Origin of the sequence: Streptomyces sp. NBC_00376, assembly GCF_036077095.1 — a bacterium.
Lineage (GTDB): Bacteria > Actinomycetota > Actinomycetes > Streptomycetales > Streptomycetaceae > Streptomyces.
The window spans coordinates 266,295-283,053 of sequence record NZ_CP107961.1 but is presented as its reverse complement, the minus strand read 5'-3'; the positions used below and the strand labels follow the sequence as shown (position 1 = coordinate 283,053).

Here is a 16,759-nt window from a genome sequence, read left to right as displayed (position 1 = left end):
ACCCCGAGGAATTCCGGGATCACATTACCCGTCCAGGAGTTCGAAACGGGTGATCGGGGACGAACTCTCGATGACCGATTTCCGGTGCCGGGCGCGGACATACCGCCGGGGACCGGTTACCTGTCATATGCGGTCACATCCGTACGGGTCCGATCGGCGGCGATCGGACCCGCCACGGGCGGGACCACCGGCGGGACCAGGACCGGAACGGGAGCCGGACCAGGACCGGGGCCAGGGTCGCCGGGGCTCGGCGGGATCCCGTCTCCCGCACGTTCCGGCGCTTGCGTCTACTGCGGCGGGTTCCCGTGCTTGCGGGACGGCAGGTCGGCGTGCTTGTTGCGGAGCATCGCCAGGGACTTGACGAGCACCTCCCGGGTTTCGGCCGGGTCGATGACGTTGTCCACGAGCCCGCGCTCGGCGGCGTAGTACGGGTGCATGAGCTCGGCCTTGTACTCCTCGACCATGCGGGCGCGCATCGCCTCCGGGTCCTCGGCGGCGGCGATCTGTCGGCGGAAGATGACGTTGGCGGCACCATCGGCGCCCATCACCGCGATCTCGTTGGTCGGCCAGGCGTACGTCAGGTCCGCACCGATGGACTGGCTGTCCATCACGATGTACGCACCGCCGTAGGCCTTGCGCAGAATGAGCGAGATCCGTGGCACGGTCGCGTTGCAGTACGCGTACAGCAGCTTGGCACCGTGCCGGATGATCCCACCGTGCTCCTGGTCGACGCCGGGCAGAAAGCCGGGTACGTCCAGCAGCGTGATGATGGGGATGTTGAAGGCGTCGCACATCTGCACGAAGCGCGCTGCCTTCTCTGACGCCCCGATGTCCAGCACCCCGGCCAGCGACTGGGGCTGGTTGGCGACGATGCCGACGACCTGTCCGTCGAGCCGCGCCATCGCGCAGATGATGTTGCGGGCCCAGCGCTCGTGGACCTCCAGGTAGTCGCCGTCGTCGACGAGTTCCTCGATGACCTGGCGCATGTCGTACGGCCGGTTGCCGTCGAGGGGCACGAGATCGAGGAGACCGTCGTTGCGCCGGTCGGCGGGGTCGCGGGTGGGCTGGACCGGCGGGTCCTGCCGGTTGTTGGAGGGCAGCATCCCGATCAGGTAGCGGACCTCGGCGATGCAGGTCTCCTCGTCGTCGTACGCGAAGTGCGCGACGCCCGAGGTCTCGGCGTGCACGTCCGCGCCGCCGAGCCCGTTCTGGGTGATCTCCTCACCGGTGACCGCCTTCACGACGTCCGGTCCGGTGATGAACATCTGCGAGGTCTCGCGGACCATGAACACGAAGTCGGTCAGCGCCGGGCTGTACGCCGCGCCGCCCGCGCACGGGCCGAGCATCACACTGATCTGCGGGATCGCACCCGAGGCCCGGGTGTTGCGCTGGAAGATCCCGCCGTAACCCGCGAGCGCGCTGACGCCCTCCTGGATACGGGCGCCCGCGCCGTCGTTCAGCGAGACCAGCGGGGCACCCGCCGCTATGGCCATGTCCATGATCTTGTGGATCTTCGTGGCGTGGGCCTCGCCCAGCGCACCGCCGAAGATCCGGAAGTCGTGGGCGAAGGCGAAGACGGTCCGGCCGTCCACGAGCCCCCAGCCGGTGATGACGCCGTCGGTGTACGGCCGCTTGTCCTCCAGCCCGAAGCCGGTGGCCCGGTGCCGCCGCAACTGCTCGACCTCGCAGAAGGTGCCCTCGTCGAAGAGGAGCGCCAGCCGCTCGTGCGCGGTCAGCTTGCCCTTGGCGTGCTGGGCCTCGGTCGCCTTGTCGCTCGGCCCGCTGCGGGCCAGCTCACGCAGGGCGTGCAGTTCCACGACACGCCCCCGGACGTCGGCCGGGGCGCCTGCGCCATTGGCAGAAGCGGAGGCGGAAGCAGAAGCGGAGGGATCGATCGTCGTCGTCATGGCGTCCCCCTCACTGCCAGCTGAGCGGGGCGTCGTACCGGTCCGCGTGCCGCCACCACCGCGACCCGGCGACGGACTGCCGCTGCGGCGGCTCCGCACGATCGGCCCGCAACGCGAGCAACACCACGGTGAGCGCGGCCAGTTCCTCTTCGGTGGCCTGCCCCCGCTCGACACTCAGCGCGATCCCGGAGCTCTCCGGACTGCCCATCTCACCCTCCTTCGCCTCCGGGGAGCTCACTGCGGAGAACCCCACGGACCCTCATAGGACGACGAATTCCTTGCGAGGGACTACGCGGCTCCTATGCCGGGGCCGTGATCGACCAGCGGGTCGCGGGCCGGCACCACCACGTGCCGGAGCACGTACCAGCTGTCGTCGACGGCAGCCGGCGGCGGACTGTCCAGGGCGATGGCAGCTGGTCGGCCGGAGCCGCCCCGATGCCTGCTCCAGCGACGCCGGCCCCGACGTTCGGGGTTTCGGCCGAGTCGGCGCCACCTCTCACTGATTCGTCAACTCGCTTGCCAGCAAGCCAAGTTGGACCTGTCGCAACCAATTGATACGAGGATCACGCATTCCTCGAAAGTGCTTGCGGACCAGAAATCCGTCCAGCAGGATCCCTGCCTGTCCCACCCCGCCCGTCCCCCTGCAGAAGGAAATCCTGAATGCGCAAGCGTGGAGCACTACTGTCCCTGGGCGTCGCCGCAATGGCCGTCATCGGCCTGAGCGCACCGTCCGCCCAGGCGGCGGACTGGACGTACATCGGCATGTACGCGAGCAAGACCCGGTGCGTCGACGCCGGTCAGCAGTACCAGCGCGAGGGCTGGTCCGAATGGAAGTGCGTGAACACGCCGCTCACGGGCGAGTACGGACTCTACATCCGCTGAACCCGAGCAGCGCCGGGGGCCGCAAGCGGCGCGTCAGCCACCGCTTCCGGCCCCCGGCGCTGCCGAGGCGGCACCATCACCACCCCGGGGCAACTCGGGGAATCTTTCCATTTTGGCAATCTTTCTCTTCTTGCATCATTGCCGCGACGGCAAGATTTGCTCTACGCTGCTCGCATGACACCTGCAGACGAGGCCCGTACGGCCGGGCAGCCCGGACTCCGTGAGCGCAAGAAGCGGGAGACCCGGGTAGCCCTGAGCCAGGCGGCGATCCGGCTCTGCGTCCTGCACGGCTGGGCTGATGTGACGGTCGATCAGATCGCGGCCGAGGTCAATGTCTCCGTCCGCACCTTCCGCAACTACTTCGCCGGCAAGGCCGAGGCGATCGCCGCCAGCCACCTGGAGAGGATGCTCCAGGTCGCCGAGGACCTGCTCGCGCGCCCGGCCGGCGAACCGCTCTGGGACTCGCTGCTGCACGCCGTCGTCGGCCGGTTCGTACCGCCGGAGACCCCCGCGTCCCGGAACGCACCGCAGAACGAGCGGTGGCGCGAGGGGGTGCGGCTGATGCTGGGCGAACCCGCGCTGGCCGGTGAGATCGTCAAGGCCAACGCCGCCGCCCAGCAGGCGCTGGCCGAGGCCGTCGCGCGACGCACCGGCACCGACGCCGAACGCGACGTCTACCCGAAGCTGGTGGCCGCCGTGGTGGCGGCCGGCAGCGCGACGGCCGTCGAGCACAGCCTGCGCGCCGACGAACCCGCGCCGCTCGGCGCGGTCCTGGCCCAAGTCTTCGAGCAGCTCGCCGCCGGCCTGCCGGTCCCGGGCGAAGAGCGGTAACCGCCCACCGCACACCCGGCGCCGCCCTCTCCGCTTCCGCAACGAGGAGCGGCAGCCGCCGCATGCCCGGCGTCGCCCCTTCCCTCCCTCTCCCCCTCCCCTCCCTTTCCCCTTTCCGTACCAAGGAGGCACGACCGTGACAGCCGACGTGATCATCGTGGGAGGCGGCCCGAACGGGCTGATGCTGGCCTGCGAGCTGAGCCTGGCCGGCATCAGCCCGATCGTGCTTGAGCAGCTCCCGGAGCCCAGCACCGAGCCCAAGGCCAACGGCCTGCTCGGCCAGGTGGTGCGCCTGGCCGACCACCGCGGTCTGTACGAGCCGCTCAGCGGCAGCCCGGAGCCCCCGCAGCCGAACACGGCCTACTTCATGTTCGCCGCCATGGGGCTGGATCTCGGCCTGCTGGACGCCAGCCCGGTCTTCGGCCTGGCCGCCCCGCAGCACCGCATCGTCCAGGTCCTGGAGGAGCGTGCCCGCTCGCTCGGCGTCGATCTGCGGCGCGGGCACCGGGTCGGTGCCGTCGCCCAGGACGAGGACGCCGTCACCCTCGACGTCACCGGCCCCGATGGCGACCGGCAGCTCCGCGCCCGCTATGTGGTCGGCGCGGACGGCGCGCACAGTGTGATCCGCAAGCTCTCCGGGATCGGGTTCCCCGGCGTCAGCCACGACCGCCGAACCAACCGCACCGCTCACGCCACCGTCCCGGCCGACTGGGTCGATCCGGGCAACGGCGCCCTCACCGTTCCCGGCCACGGGCCGGTCCTGCCATTCCTGCCGCACCGCACCGACCGCGGCGGCTTCTCCTACGCGCCGTTCCCCGGGCAGCCGCCGCTGGTCAGCACCACCGAGTGGGACCAGCCCGCGACGGACGAACCGATGACCCTGGCCGAGATGGAGGCGAGTGTCCGCCGGGTCCTCGGCGTCGACCTGCCGCTCGGCCCACCGGACGGCACGGGCCCGCATGTGCTGCGGCGGCTGGCCGGCGGCAACACCCGGGTCGCCGACCGGTTCCGCGACCGCCGGGTCTTCCTCGTCGGCGACGCCGCCCACGTGTACGCCTCCGGCGGCGGTCCCGGGCTGAACCTGGGCCTGCAGGACGCCGCCAACCTCGGCTGGAAGCTTGCCGCCGCGCTGAGCGACACCGCCCCGCCCGGCCTGCTCGACAGCTACGACACCGAGCGCCGCCTGGCCGCCCGCCGCATGGTACTCAACTCCGAGGCGCAGTCCGCGCTCACCGCACCGGGGAGCGACACCACGGCCCTGCGCGAACTCTTCACCGAGCTGCTCAGCGGCAAGGAGGTCGTCCAGCGCCTCGCCGACCTCACCGCGGGCACCGATGTGCGCTACGAGATGGGCATCACCGATCCCCACCCCGCGGTCGGCCACTTCGCACCGGAGCTGGAGCTGATCACCGGGACGGAGAGGGTCCGGCTCGCCGAACTCGCCCGGAGCGCCCGGCCGTTGCTGATCGACCTGACCGAGGACCGGTCGGCGGCCGCCGTACTGGCGAAGGACCAGGACACCGTCGATCCCGTCGTCGCACGGGGTGGCGCCCCGGCCGGCCTCTCCGCCCTGCTGATCCGCCCCGACGGATACGTGGCCTGGGCCAGCGGCTCACCCGTCCCGGACCCGGCCGAACTGGCCGGGCTGCGGGCGGCGGTCGAGCGCTGGTTCACGGTCTGAGCACGGCCGCTCAGGGGGTGTCGGCGTCTGCGCGGGTGTGGGTCTCCAGGGCGTCGATGATCTCGGGCCAGAGTTCGCGGGGGCGATCGTGCCCCATGTCGGCGAGCAGCAGGAGCTTCGCGCCGGGCACCAGCTCGGCGGTGCGCCTTCCCCCGCTGGGGTCGGTCAGCGTGTCGTCGAGACCGTGGATCACCAGGGTCGGCACTCGGAGCCCGCGCAGTGCGTCGGTGCGCGGGCCGCTGAGGATCATTGCCGCGAGTTGCCGCCCGACTCCGGCCGGGTAGTGGGCGCGGTCGTAGCTCCGGGCAGCCAGTTCACGCAGGACTGCCGCGTTGCCGTACCGCTTGGAGGCCCAGACCAGGTCCCTTTCCGCCGCCGCGATGTACCCCTCGCGGTCCGATGGTTTCGGGCTGGAGACCACGGCCTGGGCCTCGGGGCTGGGGTGGCCGTAGTCGGGCTCGCCGGTCGAGGACATCATCGACGTCAGGGTCAGCACTCGCTCCGGCCGGCTGATGGCCATCGTCTGGGCGATCATGCCGCCCATCGAGGTTCCGACCACGTGGACCCGCTCGATGCCGAGCGCGGTGAGCAGGCCGAGGCCGTCGTCGGCCATGTCCTGCAGTGTGTAGGGCGCCATCGCCAGGGCGGACGGGATGTCGCCCGAGCTCACGGCGTCGATGAACCGGCCCGTGTCGACGGGATGTTCGTCGAACTTGGTGGACAGCCCGCAGTCGCGGTTGTCGTACCGGATCACGTAGCGTCCACGTTCCGCGAGCGTGCGGCAGAAGTCCTCGTGCCAGGCGATCATCTGGGCGCTGAATCCCATCACGAGCAGGACCGGCGGATCTGAGGGGTCGCCGAAGGTCTCGTACTCGATGGACACTCCGGGCAGGGCTTCGGCAAGCGGCATGCTGGAAGTCTCCCAGCATCGACCGTCCGCGCGCATCCCGGTTCGGCGCCGGACAGTCCTCAGCGGTCGACGGCCGCGGGGACGAGGCCGTCGGCGACCAGTCCGTCGAGTACCGCCTGGCCCAGAGCGTGCACGGCGGACTGGGGGCGGACCATCACGGTGAACTCCTTGATCCGGCCCGCCCCGTCGAACTGGAGCAGGTCGATGCCGTGGATCTGCTTGCCGTTCACGGTGGCCCGGAAGAGCAGGACCGTCGACGGGGCTTCTTCGCCGTCGGCACTCGTCTCGGCCGTGCCCTCGAAATGTCCGACGTAGCGGAAGTCCTCGAAGGTGCGCAGCAGTACGCCGAAGAGCCCCAGCACCATGGGCCTGCCCTCGAAGGGGGTGAACTTCACGGGGCTGTAGAGGCGGATGTCCTCGGTGAACAGGTCGCTCAGCAGGGCCAGTTCGCCCCTCTCCACCGCGGCGCGGAAGCGTTCGGTGGTCTCCACGGTCTCCATGACTCCTCCTGATGCTCAAGAATACTCAAGAATGTGATTAGTCATTTTCTTGAGTATGATGCAGTGGCGGACGAGGAAAGGGAAGGGGTCGCTCCGATGGCCTTGCGACATGCCGTGCTGGCGGCGCTGCTGGACGGTGAGTACAGCGGATACCAGCTGGCGAAGGCGTTCGACATCGGCGTCGCGAACTTCTGGCACGCCCTGCCGCAGCAGCTGTACGCGGAGCTGGCCAAGCTGGAGAAGGAAGGACTGGTCACGGGGCGGCAGGTGGTCCAGGAGACCCGGCCCAACAAACGTCTGTTCCAGGTCACCGACGCCGGTCGCGCCGAGCTGGAGAAGTTCGCCGCAGCCGTGTCGAAGCCCTCGTTCATCCGCGACGATCTGCTCGTCAAGGTCCAGGTCGCCGACCGCATCGGCACGGATTCGGTGATCGAACAGCTCCAGGAGCGGGCCGCCGCGGCCGAGGCCAAGATCGAGCTTCTCGGCAAGGTGCTGCGGCAGCTGCGCGGCGACGCGGACGAGGAGGAGTTCCTCCTCCGGGGCGAGCGGATCGGGCCGTATCTGACCTGTCTGCGCGGGCTGGCCTTCGAGCAGGAGCACCGTGACTGGTGCCGGCGGATCGCGGCCGTTCTCCAGGAAAGGCAGTCGACGCATGCCGAGCGGTGAGTACCTGCGCTACGTCGCCCTGGGCGACAGCCAGACCGAAGGGCTCGGCGACGGTGACGACACCGTCGGGCTGAGGGGCTTCGCCGACCGGCTCGCCGAGCACCTGGCGGCCGTCGACCCGGGCCTTCGGTACGCCAACCTTGCCGTACGCGGCCGTGTCGCCGAACAGGTCCGCGCCGAACAGCTGGGGCCCGCCCTGGCTCTGCGCCCCGACCTGGCCACCGTTGTCTCCGGGGTCAACGATCTGCTCAGGCCCCGGTTCGACGCCTCGGCGGTGGCCGGGCACATGGAGGAGATGTTCGCCGCGCTCACCGCGGCCGGGGCCCATGTGGTGACGCTGACCTTCCCCGACGTGGGGAAGATCGTGCCCCTCGCCCGGCCGATCAGGTCACGCGTGTTCGACCTCAACACCCGCATCCGTGCCGCGGCCGCCCGGCACGGGGTCGCGGTCGCCGAAACCGGCCGGGCGGCCGTCGCCACCGATCCCCGGCTGTGGAGCGTGGACCGGCTCCACGCCAGTCCCCTGGGCCACGAGCGGATCGCCGCAGCCGTCGCCGAGGCGATCCACCTGCCCGGCAGCGACGACGCCTGGACTCTCCCCCTGCTGCCGCGGAGGGTCCTCACGGGCGGTCAGGCCGCGGCGGCCGAACTGCGCTGGGCGGCCGCGTTCCTCGGCCCCTGGCTCGGACGCCGCCTTCGCGGCCGGTCCTCCGGCGCAGGCCGCACCGCGAAGCGTCCCCAGCTGCTGCCCGTGAGCGCCCCGCCCGGCTCCACGACGGGAAGCCGACCGGCGGGAGCCTAGGCGTCGCCGGTTTCGGTGTCGGTTTCGATGACGGCCCGTTCGATCGCGGCCTCGACCGCGGCGACGACGGTCCGTGTGTCGGCGCCCGTGCCGACCTGACCGGCGAGCGCGGTGATCGCGGCGGTCTGGGCGGCCAGCCGCTTGTCCATGGACCGGATGCGGGCCTGCATGTCCTTCAGGATGGACTGCGGCTGCCATGTCGGGTTCGTCGAGTGGTCCGCCGCGTCCGCCGGGCCGCCGATCGCGTCGGTCTTCCACACGGCGTCGAAGATGTCGCGCTTGGTGATGCCTGCCATGGGGTCCTCCTCCTGGTCCGAGCCGGGGTTCCAGCTCGCGGGGTGCTTGAGCCGCTCGGAAACATCGGCGCGGAGCTTGGGCATGGTGAAGCCGCGGGGGTCGACCTTGTCGTTCGACCATTCCAGGTGGCCTATCACGGACTTCGCCGACCATTTGTGCGCCCGGCACAGGGCGGCCTGGACGCGGACGATCGCGTCGTACTGGGTCTTGGGCCAGGGGTCCTTGCCGTCGCCGAGGTTCTCGCACTCCCACCCGTAGAACCGCGCGTTGCCGTCGACCCCGTCGCTGTTGCCGCGGGTCGGCGGAGTCGGCCGGGTGCCGTACGACTCCGCTATGACCTGCTCCAGCACCTTGGGGTCGCCGCCACCGGCGTGATTCGCGCGGCCCCAGCCGACCATGTGCACCCGGCCGTCCTTCGCGATCATCCCGTGGCACAGCGGGCCGGGCAGGTCCGCGTAGCCGTCGCGGACCATCCGGACCGTCGCCGCGGTGCCCTTGGTCACGGTGTGGTGCACGATGCTGCCGTTGACCGGGCCCCATGGACCCTTCGAATTGCGGTTGTGGGTACGCCAGTTGCCGACCTCGACCACGCGCACGCCCTCGGCGCGCAACGCCTTGAGCACAGCGGAGGCGGACAGAGGACTAGCCATTCGTTTCCCTTCAGCCCGAGGTGTACGGGACGTCGCGGACCTTACGTACGGTTCGCCACCGTCCGCCGCGGTCCGCGTGAACGCGAACCGGGTTGCGGTGACGACCATTTCATAAGAGATCCTTACCCCCGCAACGGCAGCCGGACTCGACCGCGCGACCGGCAGTGTGCACGGACCGTCACTCGGCGCCGGACTTCGCCTCGGCCAGGGTGTGTGCGACGAGGGCGTTGGCATGGCCGTGGCCCAGGCCGTGCTCGGTCTTGAGCCAGGCGACGAGCTCCATGTGCTTGGTCAGAGGCGATGTGCGGATGAGGTTCTTCCAATCCTCGATCGGGCGGCCGTACTTCTTCTCGATCGAGGGGAAGTAGCTGGCGGGGCCGTTCACCGGGGCGGTCATGTCGTTGTCTCTCCTCATGTGCGTGCGTGGTGGTCGTGGAAGCCCGTACGGTCACCCGCCGGGCCGGCGGGGCCTTGCTCAGGCCTTCTGCCCGGCGGCGAAGAAACCGTCCAGGACGGGAGCGAGGGACTTCGGGTCGATGTTGTGGTCCTGGCCGGCAATGGTGTGCAGGGTGAAGTTGTCCGCCAGCGCGGCGAGTTCCCGCGCCCCCTTCAGCATGTGCTCGTCGGCATCACCGCTGCCGACGAGGACGGGGACCGTCACGGACTGCCAGCGGTCGGCGGGCAGCGGGCGGCCGGACATGGTGTCGCCCATGACCTGACCGTCGTACGGCAGGGTGCGGGCGGTGGCCTCCATCCCGGCCCAGAAGGGGGCTTGCCGCATCCCGGCGACGGCCTCGGCGGGCATGCCCACGGCCGCGGTCATGAAGTAGGCGACAGCATCGCCGAATGCCTCCCGGGCCACGAGCGCCTTCAGGTGGTCGACGTAGTCGGCGGGCAGCGGAGGGCGGGTGGTGTCGACGATGAACGGCGGTTCGTACAGGGCCAGGCGGGAGACGGCACTGCCCCGGGCCACGGCCTCCAGCGCCAGAACCGCACCGGAGGACATGCCGAAGACCATCGCCTCGCCGCCCACGCGCTCGATCAGCGCGTCCAGGTCCTCGACCTCGCGCTGCACGTCGTACGCCGAGCTGTCCCCGCTGTCTCCGCGGCCCCGGCGGTCGTACGTGATCACGGTGAACCGCTCGGCCAGCAGACCGGCAAGTGCGGCGGAGTCGCCACGGGTCATGAAGGCGCCGCCGACGAGCACCACCGCGGGGCCCGAGCCCTGCTGCTCGTAGGCGATGGCCGTGCCGTCGGACGAGAACACCTTGTCCATGCGAGATCCCCAATTCTCTTCATACACAGTGCACACGCACCGGGAAGGGAATCCCCGGCGCTTTCGGAACTGGACGGTACAGTACCCACATGAGTACTGGTCAGTCCAGTACTCTTCGGTGGGGGCGAACCGAGACAGGAAGGGAGTTGTTGGCAATGGACAACCGTTCAGCGCGCAAGCACCAGGCGATCCTGGAGGCCGCGACCACGGTGTTTCTGAGCAAGGGCTACTCGGGAACGAGCATGGACGACATCGCGAAACTGGCCGCGGTGTCCAAGCAGACGGTCTACAAGCACTTCGCGGACAAGGAGAAGCTGTTCTCCGAGATCGTCCTGGCCACCACCGATCGCATCGACGGCATGATCGACCTGGTGGCCGCCGTCCCCGCGGACGCCGATGCCCTGGAAGAGAACCTGACCCGGTTCGCCCGCCAGTTCCTGGCCGCCCTCACCCGGCCCCAGGTCCTTCAGCTGCGACGTCTGATCATCGCCAATGCCGATGCCTTCCCCGAGCTGGGTGCCGCCTGGTACGAGCAGGGCTTCGAAAGGGTCCTGGTCACCCTGTCGGAAACCTTCCGGCATCTCGCCGACGAGGGTCTGCTCCGGACCGACGACACGATGCTGGCGGCCCATCACTTCGCCGGTCTGTTGCTGTGGATCCCCGTGAACAAGGCCATGTTCCACGGCAGTGCCCAGCACACCGAGGGAGACCTCGACCACTACGCCGCCGCCGGCGTCCGCGCCTTCCTCGCCGCCCACCGCTGATCCGGCGGAGCGCCTGGCCCGACCGTCTGCGAACCGGGAGAAGACACATGAACTGGTCCGAACGCACCGTCGTACGCGAGGATGTCCGCATCTCCTGCCGCGACTGGGGCGGGACCGGACACCCTCTCGTCCTTCTGCACGGTCTGGCCGGCCACGCGGGCGAATGGGACGTCCTGGCCCGTGCCCTGAGTCCTCGGTACCGGGTCATCGCCGTCGACCAACGAGGCCACGGCGCCAGCGAACGCCACCCGAGCGACGTCTCCCGCGCCGCCTACGTAGCGGATGCCGTCGCGGTCATCGATCAACTGGCCCTCCGGCAGCCGGTTCTGATGGGGCAGTCGCTCGGTGGCCACACCGCCATGCTCACCGCTGCCGCGCACCCCGGCCTGATCCGCGCGCTCGTACTCGTCGAGGCCGGGCCCGGCGGGGCGGGGCCGAAGGTTCCCGCCGAGATCGGCAGATGGCTCGACACCTGGCCGACACCCTTTCCCACGAGGCAGGCAGCCGTACGGTTCCTCGGCGGCGGACCGGTCGGCGAGGGCTGGGCATCCGGGCTCGAGGAACGCGACGGTGGATGGTGGCCGCGCTTCGACCGCGATGTGATGGTCGGCTCCCTGGCCGAGAACGTCCGGCGTTCCTACTGGGACGAATGGGCAGGCGTCGCATGCCCGACCCTGACCGTCCTCGGCCAGTCCGGAATCATCACGCCGCAGGAGGCCGACGGCATGTTCCGGCAACGGCCGCATACTGTCGCCGTGAGCATCCCGGGGACGGGACACGATGTCCATCTGGAGCAGCCCGACGTCCTGCGGCAGGTACTCCAGGGGTTCCTTTCGGAGGTCCTGGCAGCGGCCCCTCCTCAGTCGGCGCGTGCGGAACGGGCGTAGCGCTCCGCGAGCCGCACGTGGTCGACCAGTCCACCCGCCCGCAGACCGTCGCCCACGGACTGCACGACTCGCCGGTCGGCCAACTCGCCTGGATCGCCGAGAAGTTCGAGGCGGCGTGGAGGTCATCACCATCGTCGGCGCCGAACTGGGCCGCGGCGGGGCGGTAGCCACTGCATGACCTGCCCGATCATCCGCGCACCCGTGTCGTACTGACTGCCCTGCTCCTGCTCCTGCTCCTGCTCCTGCTCCTGCTCCTGCTTTCAGCGTGGGCCGGACAGCGGAGACCGGGACTTGAACGAGTGCAGGTCGACCACTGCGAGGGTCTGCTCCGCGTCATGCGCCTCGAAGGTTCCCCTGTACTGGAAGCCGAGACGGGTGGCGAGCTTGAGGGAACGCTCGTTGGCCGTCTGAGTCACCACCAGGACCGGCTGGTCGGGCAGTTCGCCGGCGGCGGCGCGCAACACAGCCGTGGCGGCCTCGAATGCCAGACCCGCGCCCCAGCTTCCGCGCCGGAGCAGATAGCTCAGCTCCAGCTCCCCGCCTTCCTCGGTGACGTGTCCGGGCAGGTCGGCGGAGCGGCGGTCGAGCGCGAGTGTCCCGATGAACCGGTCGGTTTCCTTGTCGGCGATGACGTAGGTACCGGGTCTGCCCGCGATGGCACCGATGCCGTGCGCGTCGAAGTACTGCTCGACGACGCTACGGGGCCGCGGGCCACCGAGGTGCTCACGGAGTTGTGGATCGGTCTGGAGCTCGATGAGGCCGTCGATGTCGGCGTCGTGCGCTTTTCGCAGCCGGAGGCGATCCGTGATGATCTCAGTGGCGGACAGCGTGGGCGATGCGTTCATGAGATCCATTGTCCAGCTCGCCTTCATGTCCAGCTCGACACGTGCGGGCGCCGCGCGTCCGGCGTAAGCAGTGTCGTTTCAGCAATGAAGTCGCTGGGCCGTCCGGGTGGGTTCAGGGCCGCGGGGCTGGCGCGGGCACTGCGGGCTGCCTAAAACCGGGGTTGTGATCAAGAACCTCGTGCGGCGCGGACTTCCCGCGCTCGCCCTCGCAGCCCTGCCCGTCCTGGCCGCCGTTCCCGCCGCTGACGCCGTGGGAACCGGCCATGCCGTCCGGAGCACGCAGACCCACGCGCTGCGGAGCGACGCCCACTTCTACCCGCCCGCCACCCTCTTCAGGAACCAGGCCTGGACCTCCGGCAACGGCCGTACCATCCTGCGTGTCCAGAGCGACGGCAACGTCGTCGTCTACAAGGACGGCCGTCCCGTCTGGCAGGCCCCGGGCGTCTACCCCAACGCCGACCGCCTGGTCATGCAGGAGGACGGCAACCTCGTCGTCTACAACCGGTCCGGCAATCCGCTCTGGGCCGCCGGCACCTGGCACAAGGGCCGGTACCTTGCCGTCCAGGACGACGGCAACGTCGTCGTCTACGACAGCGCGAACCGCCCCGTCTGGGCCACCAACACCGGCGACTGAGCGGCGTTCCGCGTACGGCAGGGGCCCGGACGGCTGTCCGGGCCCCTGCCCGTGTCGTCCCGTGCCGTCCACTGGTCCACGCGTCGGGAAGGGGCTGGCCACCTGCCCCCGCCAGTGGCAGGATCACCTGCCACAGGTCCAGAGCACGGGGGGTGCGATGCGCTTTCGGATCCTCGGGCCGCTCGAAGTGTTCGACGGCACCCACTGGCGGGGGATCTCCGCCGCCAAGCCCCGCGCGCTGCTCGCCACCCTGCTGGTGCAGCGCGATGTCCCCGTGCCGGCGGACCGGCTGGGGGCGGAGCTGTGGGGTGAGCGCGAACCCAAGGCCGCCACCAATCTGATTCAGCAGTACGTGATGCGGCTGCGCCGTGAACTCGGGGACCGGCAGGGCCGGTTGCTGGTAACCCGGCCGCCCGGCTACCAGATGGTGCTGGCCGGCGAGGACGATGTGGACGCCGCCGCCTTCACTCGGCTCGGCGACTCGGGCCGGGCGGCGCTCGCGGTCGGCGATGCGGAACGGGCGGCGGGTCTGCTGGCCCAGGCGCTCGCGCTGTGGCGCGGCCCCGCGCTCGCCGATGTGCCGACCGGGCCGCTGGTCGAGGCGGAGGCCGCGCGGCTGGCCGAGCAGCGGCTCGACGTCCTTCAGTCCCGCGTCGAAGCCGACCTGGCCTGCGGCCGGCACGCCGCGCTGGTGCCGGAGCTGCGGCAGTCGGTGCGTGAGCACCCGCTCCGGGAGGGGTTGTGGGGTCAGCTGATGCTGGCGCTGTACCGGTCGGGGCGGCAGGCGGAGGCGCTCGACGCCTACCGGGAGGTGCACCGGCTGCTGGCCGGCGAGCTGAGCATCGAGCCGTCCACCCCGCTGTGCGATCTGCAACTGCGCATGCTGCGTGGCGACCCCCGGCTCGACCTCCCTGAACCTGAACCTGAACTTGAGGCTGAGGCCAAGGCTGAGGCTGAGACCGGGACCGAGGCCAAGGCCGGGGCCGGAGCCGGGAACCGACCCGAGCGCGGGGCCCGGCGCCGGCACCGGCCCGAGTCGCAGCCGTCCGAGGGAGCCGCCCAGGACGGGCATCCGTCGACCGCACCACGCCAACTGCCCGCCGCCGTCGGCGGGTTCGCCGGGCGCCGGGGCGAGCTGCGACTGCTGGACGGGCTGCCCGGTGACGCGTCCGCCGGGCCGGGCCCGGCCGTCTGCGTGATCGCCGGCACCGCGGGCGCGGGGAAGACCACCCTGGCGCTGCACTGGGCGCACCGCGCGGCGCCGCACTTCCCGGACGGCCAGCTGTACGTGAACCTGCACGGTTTCGCCCCCGCCACCGGGCCGATGCCGCCCGGCGAGGCGATCCGCGGCTTCCTGGAAGCGCTGTCGGTGGCGCCGGAGCGGATCCCGGACGCGCTGGAGGCGCGGGCGGCGCTGCTGCGCACCGAGACCGCCGGTCGCCGCCTGCTGTTCGTACTCGACAACGCCGCCGACGCCGCCCAGGTCCGCCCGCTGCTGCCGGGCAGCGCCGGCTGCGCCGTGGTCGTCACCAGCCGCAGCCAGCTGGCCGGTCTCGCCGTCACCGACGGCGCCCTGTTGCTCTCCCTCGACGTGCTGCCCCGGGAGGAGGCGCGCGAACTGCTGGCCGCCCGGCTCGGTACGGACCGGGTGGCCGCGGAGCCGGAGCCGGTGACCGAGCTGATCGACCTGTGCGCCCGCCTGCCGCTGGCGCTGGCCGTGACCGCCGCCCGCGCCGCCGGCCGGCCCGGGTTCCCGCTGAGCGCCGTGGTGGCCGAACTACGCGACGTCAGGGGGCGGTTGGAAGCGCTGGATGCCGGTGAGGGGGTGAGCAGCGTACGGGCGGTGTTCTCGTGGTCGTACCGCCGGCTGGACTCCGGCACGGCCCGGGTGTTCCGGCTGCTCGGGCTGCACCCCGGCCGGGATGTCGCAGCGCCCGCGGTGGCGGCGCTGGCCTGTCTGCCCGTACGGGAGGCCGCCGCGGCGCTGACCGCGCTGGCCCGCGTACATCTGATCACCGAGCACCGTCCCGGCCGGTACTCCTTCCACGACCTGCTGCGCGCCTACGCCACCGATCTGACGGTGGCCGAGGATCCCGAGGACGGACGCACCGCGGCGCTGCACCGCCTGCTCGACCACTGCCTGCACTCCGCGCGCGCCGCCCGCGGGCACCTCGCCCCGGCCCGCAGCGAGGTGCCGCTGCCGCCACCGGTGCCCGGCTCCGTGCCCCACCGCCCGGAGGATCACGAGCAGGCGATGGCGTGGTTCGAGTCGGAACACGCCGTGCTGCTCGCGGTCGCGGACGCGGCGGGCCCGGCCGGATTCGACGGCCATGCCTGGCAACTCCCGCTCGCCATGGCGGACTTCCTCCATCTCAGCGGCCGCTGGCACGAGTGGGTGACCTCCCAGCGGACGGCCATCGTGGCGGCCCGTAAGCAGGGCGACCGCGCCGGGACGGCCCTGTGCCACTGCGAGTCGGGCCGGGCCGCGATCCGTATGAGACGGTACGCGGAGGCCGACCAGGAGCTGTTGCGGGCGCTGGAGCTCCAGCGCGGTCTGGGCGATCTGACGGCGCAGGCCGACACGTTACGGACGCTCGCCTGGTCGTCCGAGCAGCAGGGCGACTACCGCGCCGCCCTCCACCGCGTCGCGCAGGTGCTGGAACTGCAGCGGGCGGTCGGCAACCTGGCCGGGCAGGCCGGTGCGCTGAACAACCTCGGCTGGTGTCTCACCCACCTGGGCGAGCACGAGAAGGCGCTCGCCCGCTGCCGCGAGGCGCTGCGGCTGCACCGTGCCGGGGGCACCCTGCTGGGGGCGGCGTACGTCTGGGAGACCCTCGGCTTCATCCATCACGCCATGGGGCAGTACTCCGAGGCCGTCGACAGCTACCGCCAGTGCCGGAACGGGTTCCGCCGGTTCGGCAACCGTTACGGCGAGGCGGATGCGTTGCGCAACCTCGGCGAGAGCCTCCGCGAGGCCGGCGACCCGGAGGCCGCCCGGGAGGCCTGGCGCGACGCCCTCGTCATCCTCGGCCAGCTGGATCACCCGGACGCGGACGTGGTGCGCGAGCTGCTGCGGACGACGGCGGGCTGAACCCGGCGCACGGGCAGCAGGTGGGTGGGGCGGTACGCGAACAGAAGCGGTACACGAAACAAAAGCGCCGTTAAAGCGAGAGTTCAGCATCGTCCCGCAAGGTTTCGGCCACACCCGGACGTCCGGTGTCTGCTGA

The 16,759-nt window shown here is 70.9% G+C and carries 17 protein-coding genes and 2 pseudogenes; 11 read left to right on the top strand and 8 right to left on the bottom strand.

The annotated features are described in order from the left end of the window. Nucleotides 1-287 precede the first annotated feature (287 nt). Complete coding sequence (locus OG842_RS41050) at nt 288-1,907, bottom strand: acyl-CoA carboxylase subunit beta (protein ID WP_266737862.1); 1,620 nt, start codon at nt 1,905-1,907, stop codon at nt 288-290. Nucleotides 1,908-1,917: 10 nt separating this feature from the next. Beyond that, entirely contained in the window at nt 1,918-2,115 is a 198-nt protein-coding gene (locus tag OG842_RS41045) for an acyl-CoA carboxylase subunit epsilon (RefSeq protein ID WP_266737863.1), read from the bottom strand. 452 nt (nt 2,116-2,567) lie between these two features. Here OG842_RS41045 and OG842_RS41040 point away from each other — a divergent pair, with 452 nt between their 5' ends. The 3 genes from OG842_RS41040 to OG842_RS41030 all read left to right on the top strand — a co-directional run bounded on the left by OG842_RS41040 (nt 2,568) and on the right by OG842_RS41030 (nt 5,301). Next, the gene (locus tag OG842_RS41040) at nt 2,568-2,789 is read left to right on the top strand and encodes a hypothetical protein (RefSeq protein ID WP_266737865.1); all 222 of its coding nucleotides are present in this window, start codon (nt 2,568-2,570) and stop codon (nt 2,787-2,789) included. Between the two features lie 174 nt (nt 2,790-2,963). Then, the gene (locus OG842_RS41035) at nt 2,964-3,620 is read left to right on the top strand and encodes an acyl-CoA-like ligand-binding transcription factor (RefSeq protein WP_266737867.1); all 657 of its coding nucleotides are present in this window, start codon (nt 2,964-2,966) and stop codon (nt 3,618-3,620) included. Between the two features lie 136 nt (nt 3,621-3,756). Continuing rightward, a complete protein-coding gene (locus OG842_RS41030; protein WP_266737869.1) occupies nt 3,757-5,301 on the top strand; it encodes an FAD-dependent monooxygenase in 1,545 nt (514 codons plus the stop codon). Between the two features lie 10 nt (nt 5,302-5,311). On the opposite strand, the gene OG842_RS41025 is transcribed toward OG842_RS41030, so the two are convergent. Together OG842_RS41025 and OG842_RS41020 are read right to left on the bottom strand one after the other, a co-directional pair. After that, nucleotides 5,312-6,211 carry an alpha/beta fold hydrolase gene (locus OG842_RS41025; protein ID WP_266737871.1) on the bottom strand — a complete coding sequence of 300 codons (900 nt, stop codon included), beginning with the start codon at nt 6,209-6,211 and terminating at the stop codon, nt 5,312-5,314. 59 nt (nt 6,212-6,270) lie between these two features. Continuing rightward, a complete protein-coding gene (locus OG842_RS41020; RefSeq protein WP_266737873.1) occupies nt 6,271-6,711 on the bottom strand; it encodes a nuclear transport factor 2 family protein in 441 nt (146 codons plus the stop codon). Between the two features lie 96 nt (nt 6,712-6,807). Between OG842_RS41020 and OG842_RS41015 the strand changes: the two genes are divergently transcribed. Beyond that, nucleotides 6,808-7,377: a PadR family transcriptional regulator gene (locus OG842_RS41015; protein WP_266737875.1), complete on the top strand. Its 570-nt coding sequence runs from the start codon at nt 6,808-6,810 to the stop codon at nt 7,375-7,377. Next, the gene (locus OG842_RS41010) at nt 7,364-8,179 is read left to right on the top strand and encodes an SGNH/GDSL hydrolase family protein (protein WP_266737877.1); all 816 of its coding nucleotides are present in this window, start codon (nt 7,364-7,366) and stop codon (nt 8,177-8,179) included. The genes OG842_RS41015 and OG842_RS41010 overlap by 14 nt, the downstream gene beginning before the upstream one ends. On the opposite strand, the gene OG842_RS41005 is transcribed toward OG842_RS41010, so the two are convergent. The 3 genes from OG842_RS41005 to OG842_RS40995 form a co-directional block, all read right to left on the bottom strand. Then, the gene (locus OG842_RS41005) at nt 8,176-9,126 is read right to left on the bottom strand and encodes a peptidoglycan recognition protein family protein (protein ID WP_266737879.1); all 951 of its coding nucleotides are present in this window, start codon (nt 9,124-9,126) and stop codon (nt 8,176-8,178) included. The genes OG842_RS41010 and OG842_RS41005 overlap by 4 nt on opposite strands. Nucleotides 9,127-9,304: 178 nt before the next feature. Then, on the bottom strand, nt 9,305-9,523 hold the full coding sequence (locus OG842_RS41000) for a DUF4287 domain-containing protein (RefSeq protein ID WP_266737881.1): 219 nt from the start codon (nt 9,521-9,523) through the stop codon (nt 9,305-9,307). 78 nt (nt 9,524-9,601) lie between these two features. Continuing rightward, entirely contained in the window at nt 9,602-10,402 is an 801-nt protein-coding gene (locus OG842_RS40995) for an alpha/beta fold hydrolase (RefSeq protein WP_266737882.1), read from the bottom strand. 155 nt (nt 10,403-10,557) lie between these two features. On the opposite strand from OG842_RS40995, the gene OG842_RS40990 reads away from it, so the two are divergent. The 4 genes and pseudogenes from OG842_RS40990 to OG842_RS40980 all read left to right on the top strand — a co-directional run. Continuing rightward, nucleotides 10,558-11,166: a TetR/AcrR family transcriptional regulator gene (locus tag OG842_RS40990; protein WP_266737883.1), complete on the top strand. Its 609-nt coding sequence runs from the start codon at nt 10,558-10,560 to the stop codon at nt 11,164-11,166. A 47-nt stretch (nt 11,167-11,213) separates the two neighbouring features. Continuing rightward, the gene (locus tag OG842_RS40985) at nt 11,214-12,053 is read left to right on the top strand and encodes an alpha/beta fold hydrolase (protein ID WP_266737884.1); all 840 of its coding nucleotides are present in this window, start codon (nt 11,214-11,216) and stop codon (nt 12,051-12,053) included. A gap of 26 nt (nt 12,054-12,079) precedes the next feature. Then, nucleotides 12,080-12,196: pseudogene (locus OG842_RS45460) on the top strand (epoxide hydrolase); the annotation flags it as partial. After that, nucleotides 12,160-12,266: pseudogene (locus OG842_RS40980) on the top strand (arginine deiminase family protein); the annotation flags it as partial. The pseudogenes OG842_RS45460 and OG842_RS40980, both read left to right, overlap by 37 nt. 47 nt (nt 12,267-12,313) lie before the next feature. Here OG842_RS40980 and OG842_RS40975 read toward each other — a convergent pair. Next, entirely contained in the window at nt 12,314-12,898 is a 585-nt protein-coding gene (locus OG842_RS40975) for a GNAT family N-acetyltransferase (protein WP_266737885.1), read from the bottom strand. A gap of 163 nt (nt 12,899-13,061) precedes the next feature. On the opposite strand from OG842_RS40975, the gene OG842_RS40970 reads away from it, so the two are divergent. Continuing rightward, on the top strand, nt 13,062-13,532 hold the full coding sequence (locus OG842_RS40970; RefSeq protein WP_266737886.1) for a hypothetical protein: 471 nt from the start codon (nt 13,062-13,064) through the stop codon (nt 13,530-13,532). A gap of 157 nt (nt 13,533-13,689) precedes the next feature. After that, nucleotides 13,690-16,623, top strand: a complete 2,934-nt coding sequence (locus tag OG842_RS40965) for an AfsR/SARP family transcriptional regulator (RefSeq protein WP_266737887.1) — start codon at nt 13,690-13,692, stop codon at nt 16,621-16,623. Nucleotides 16,624-16,759 lie beyond the last annotated feature (136 nt).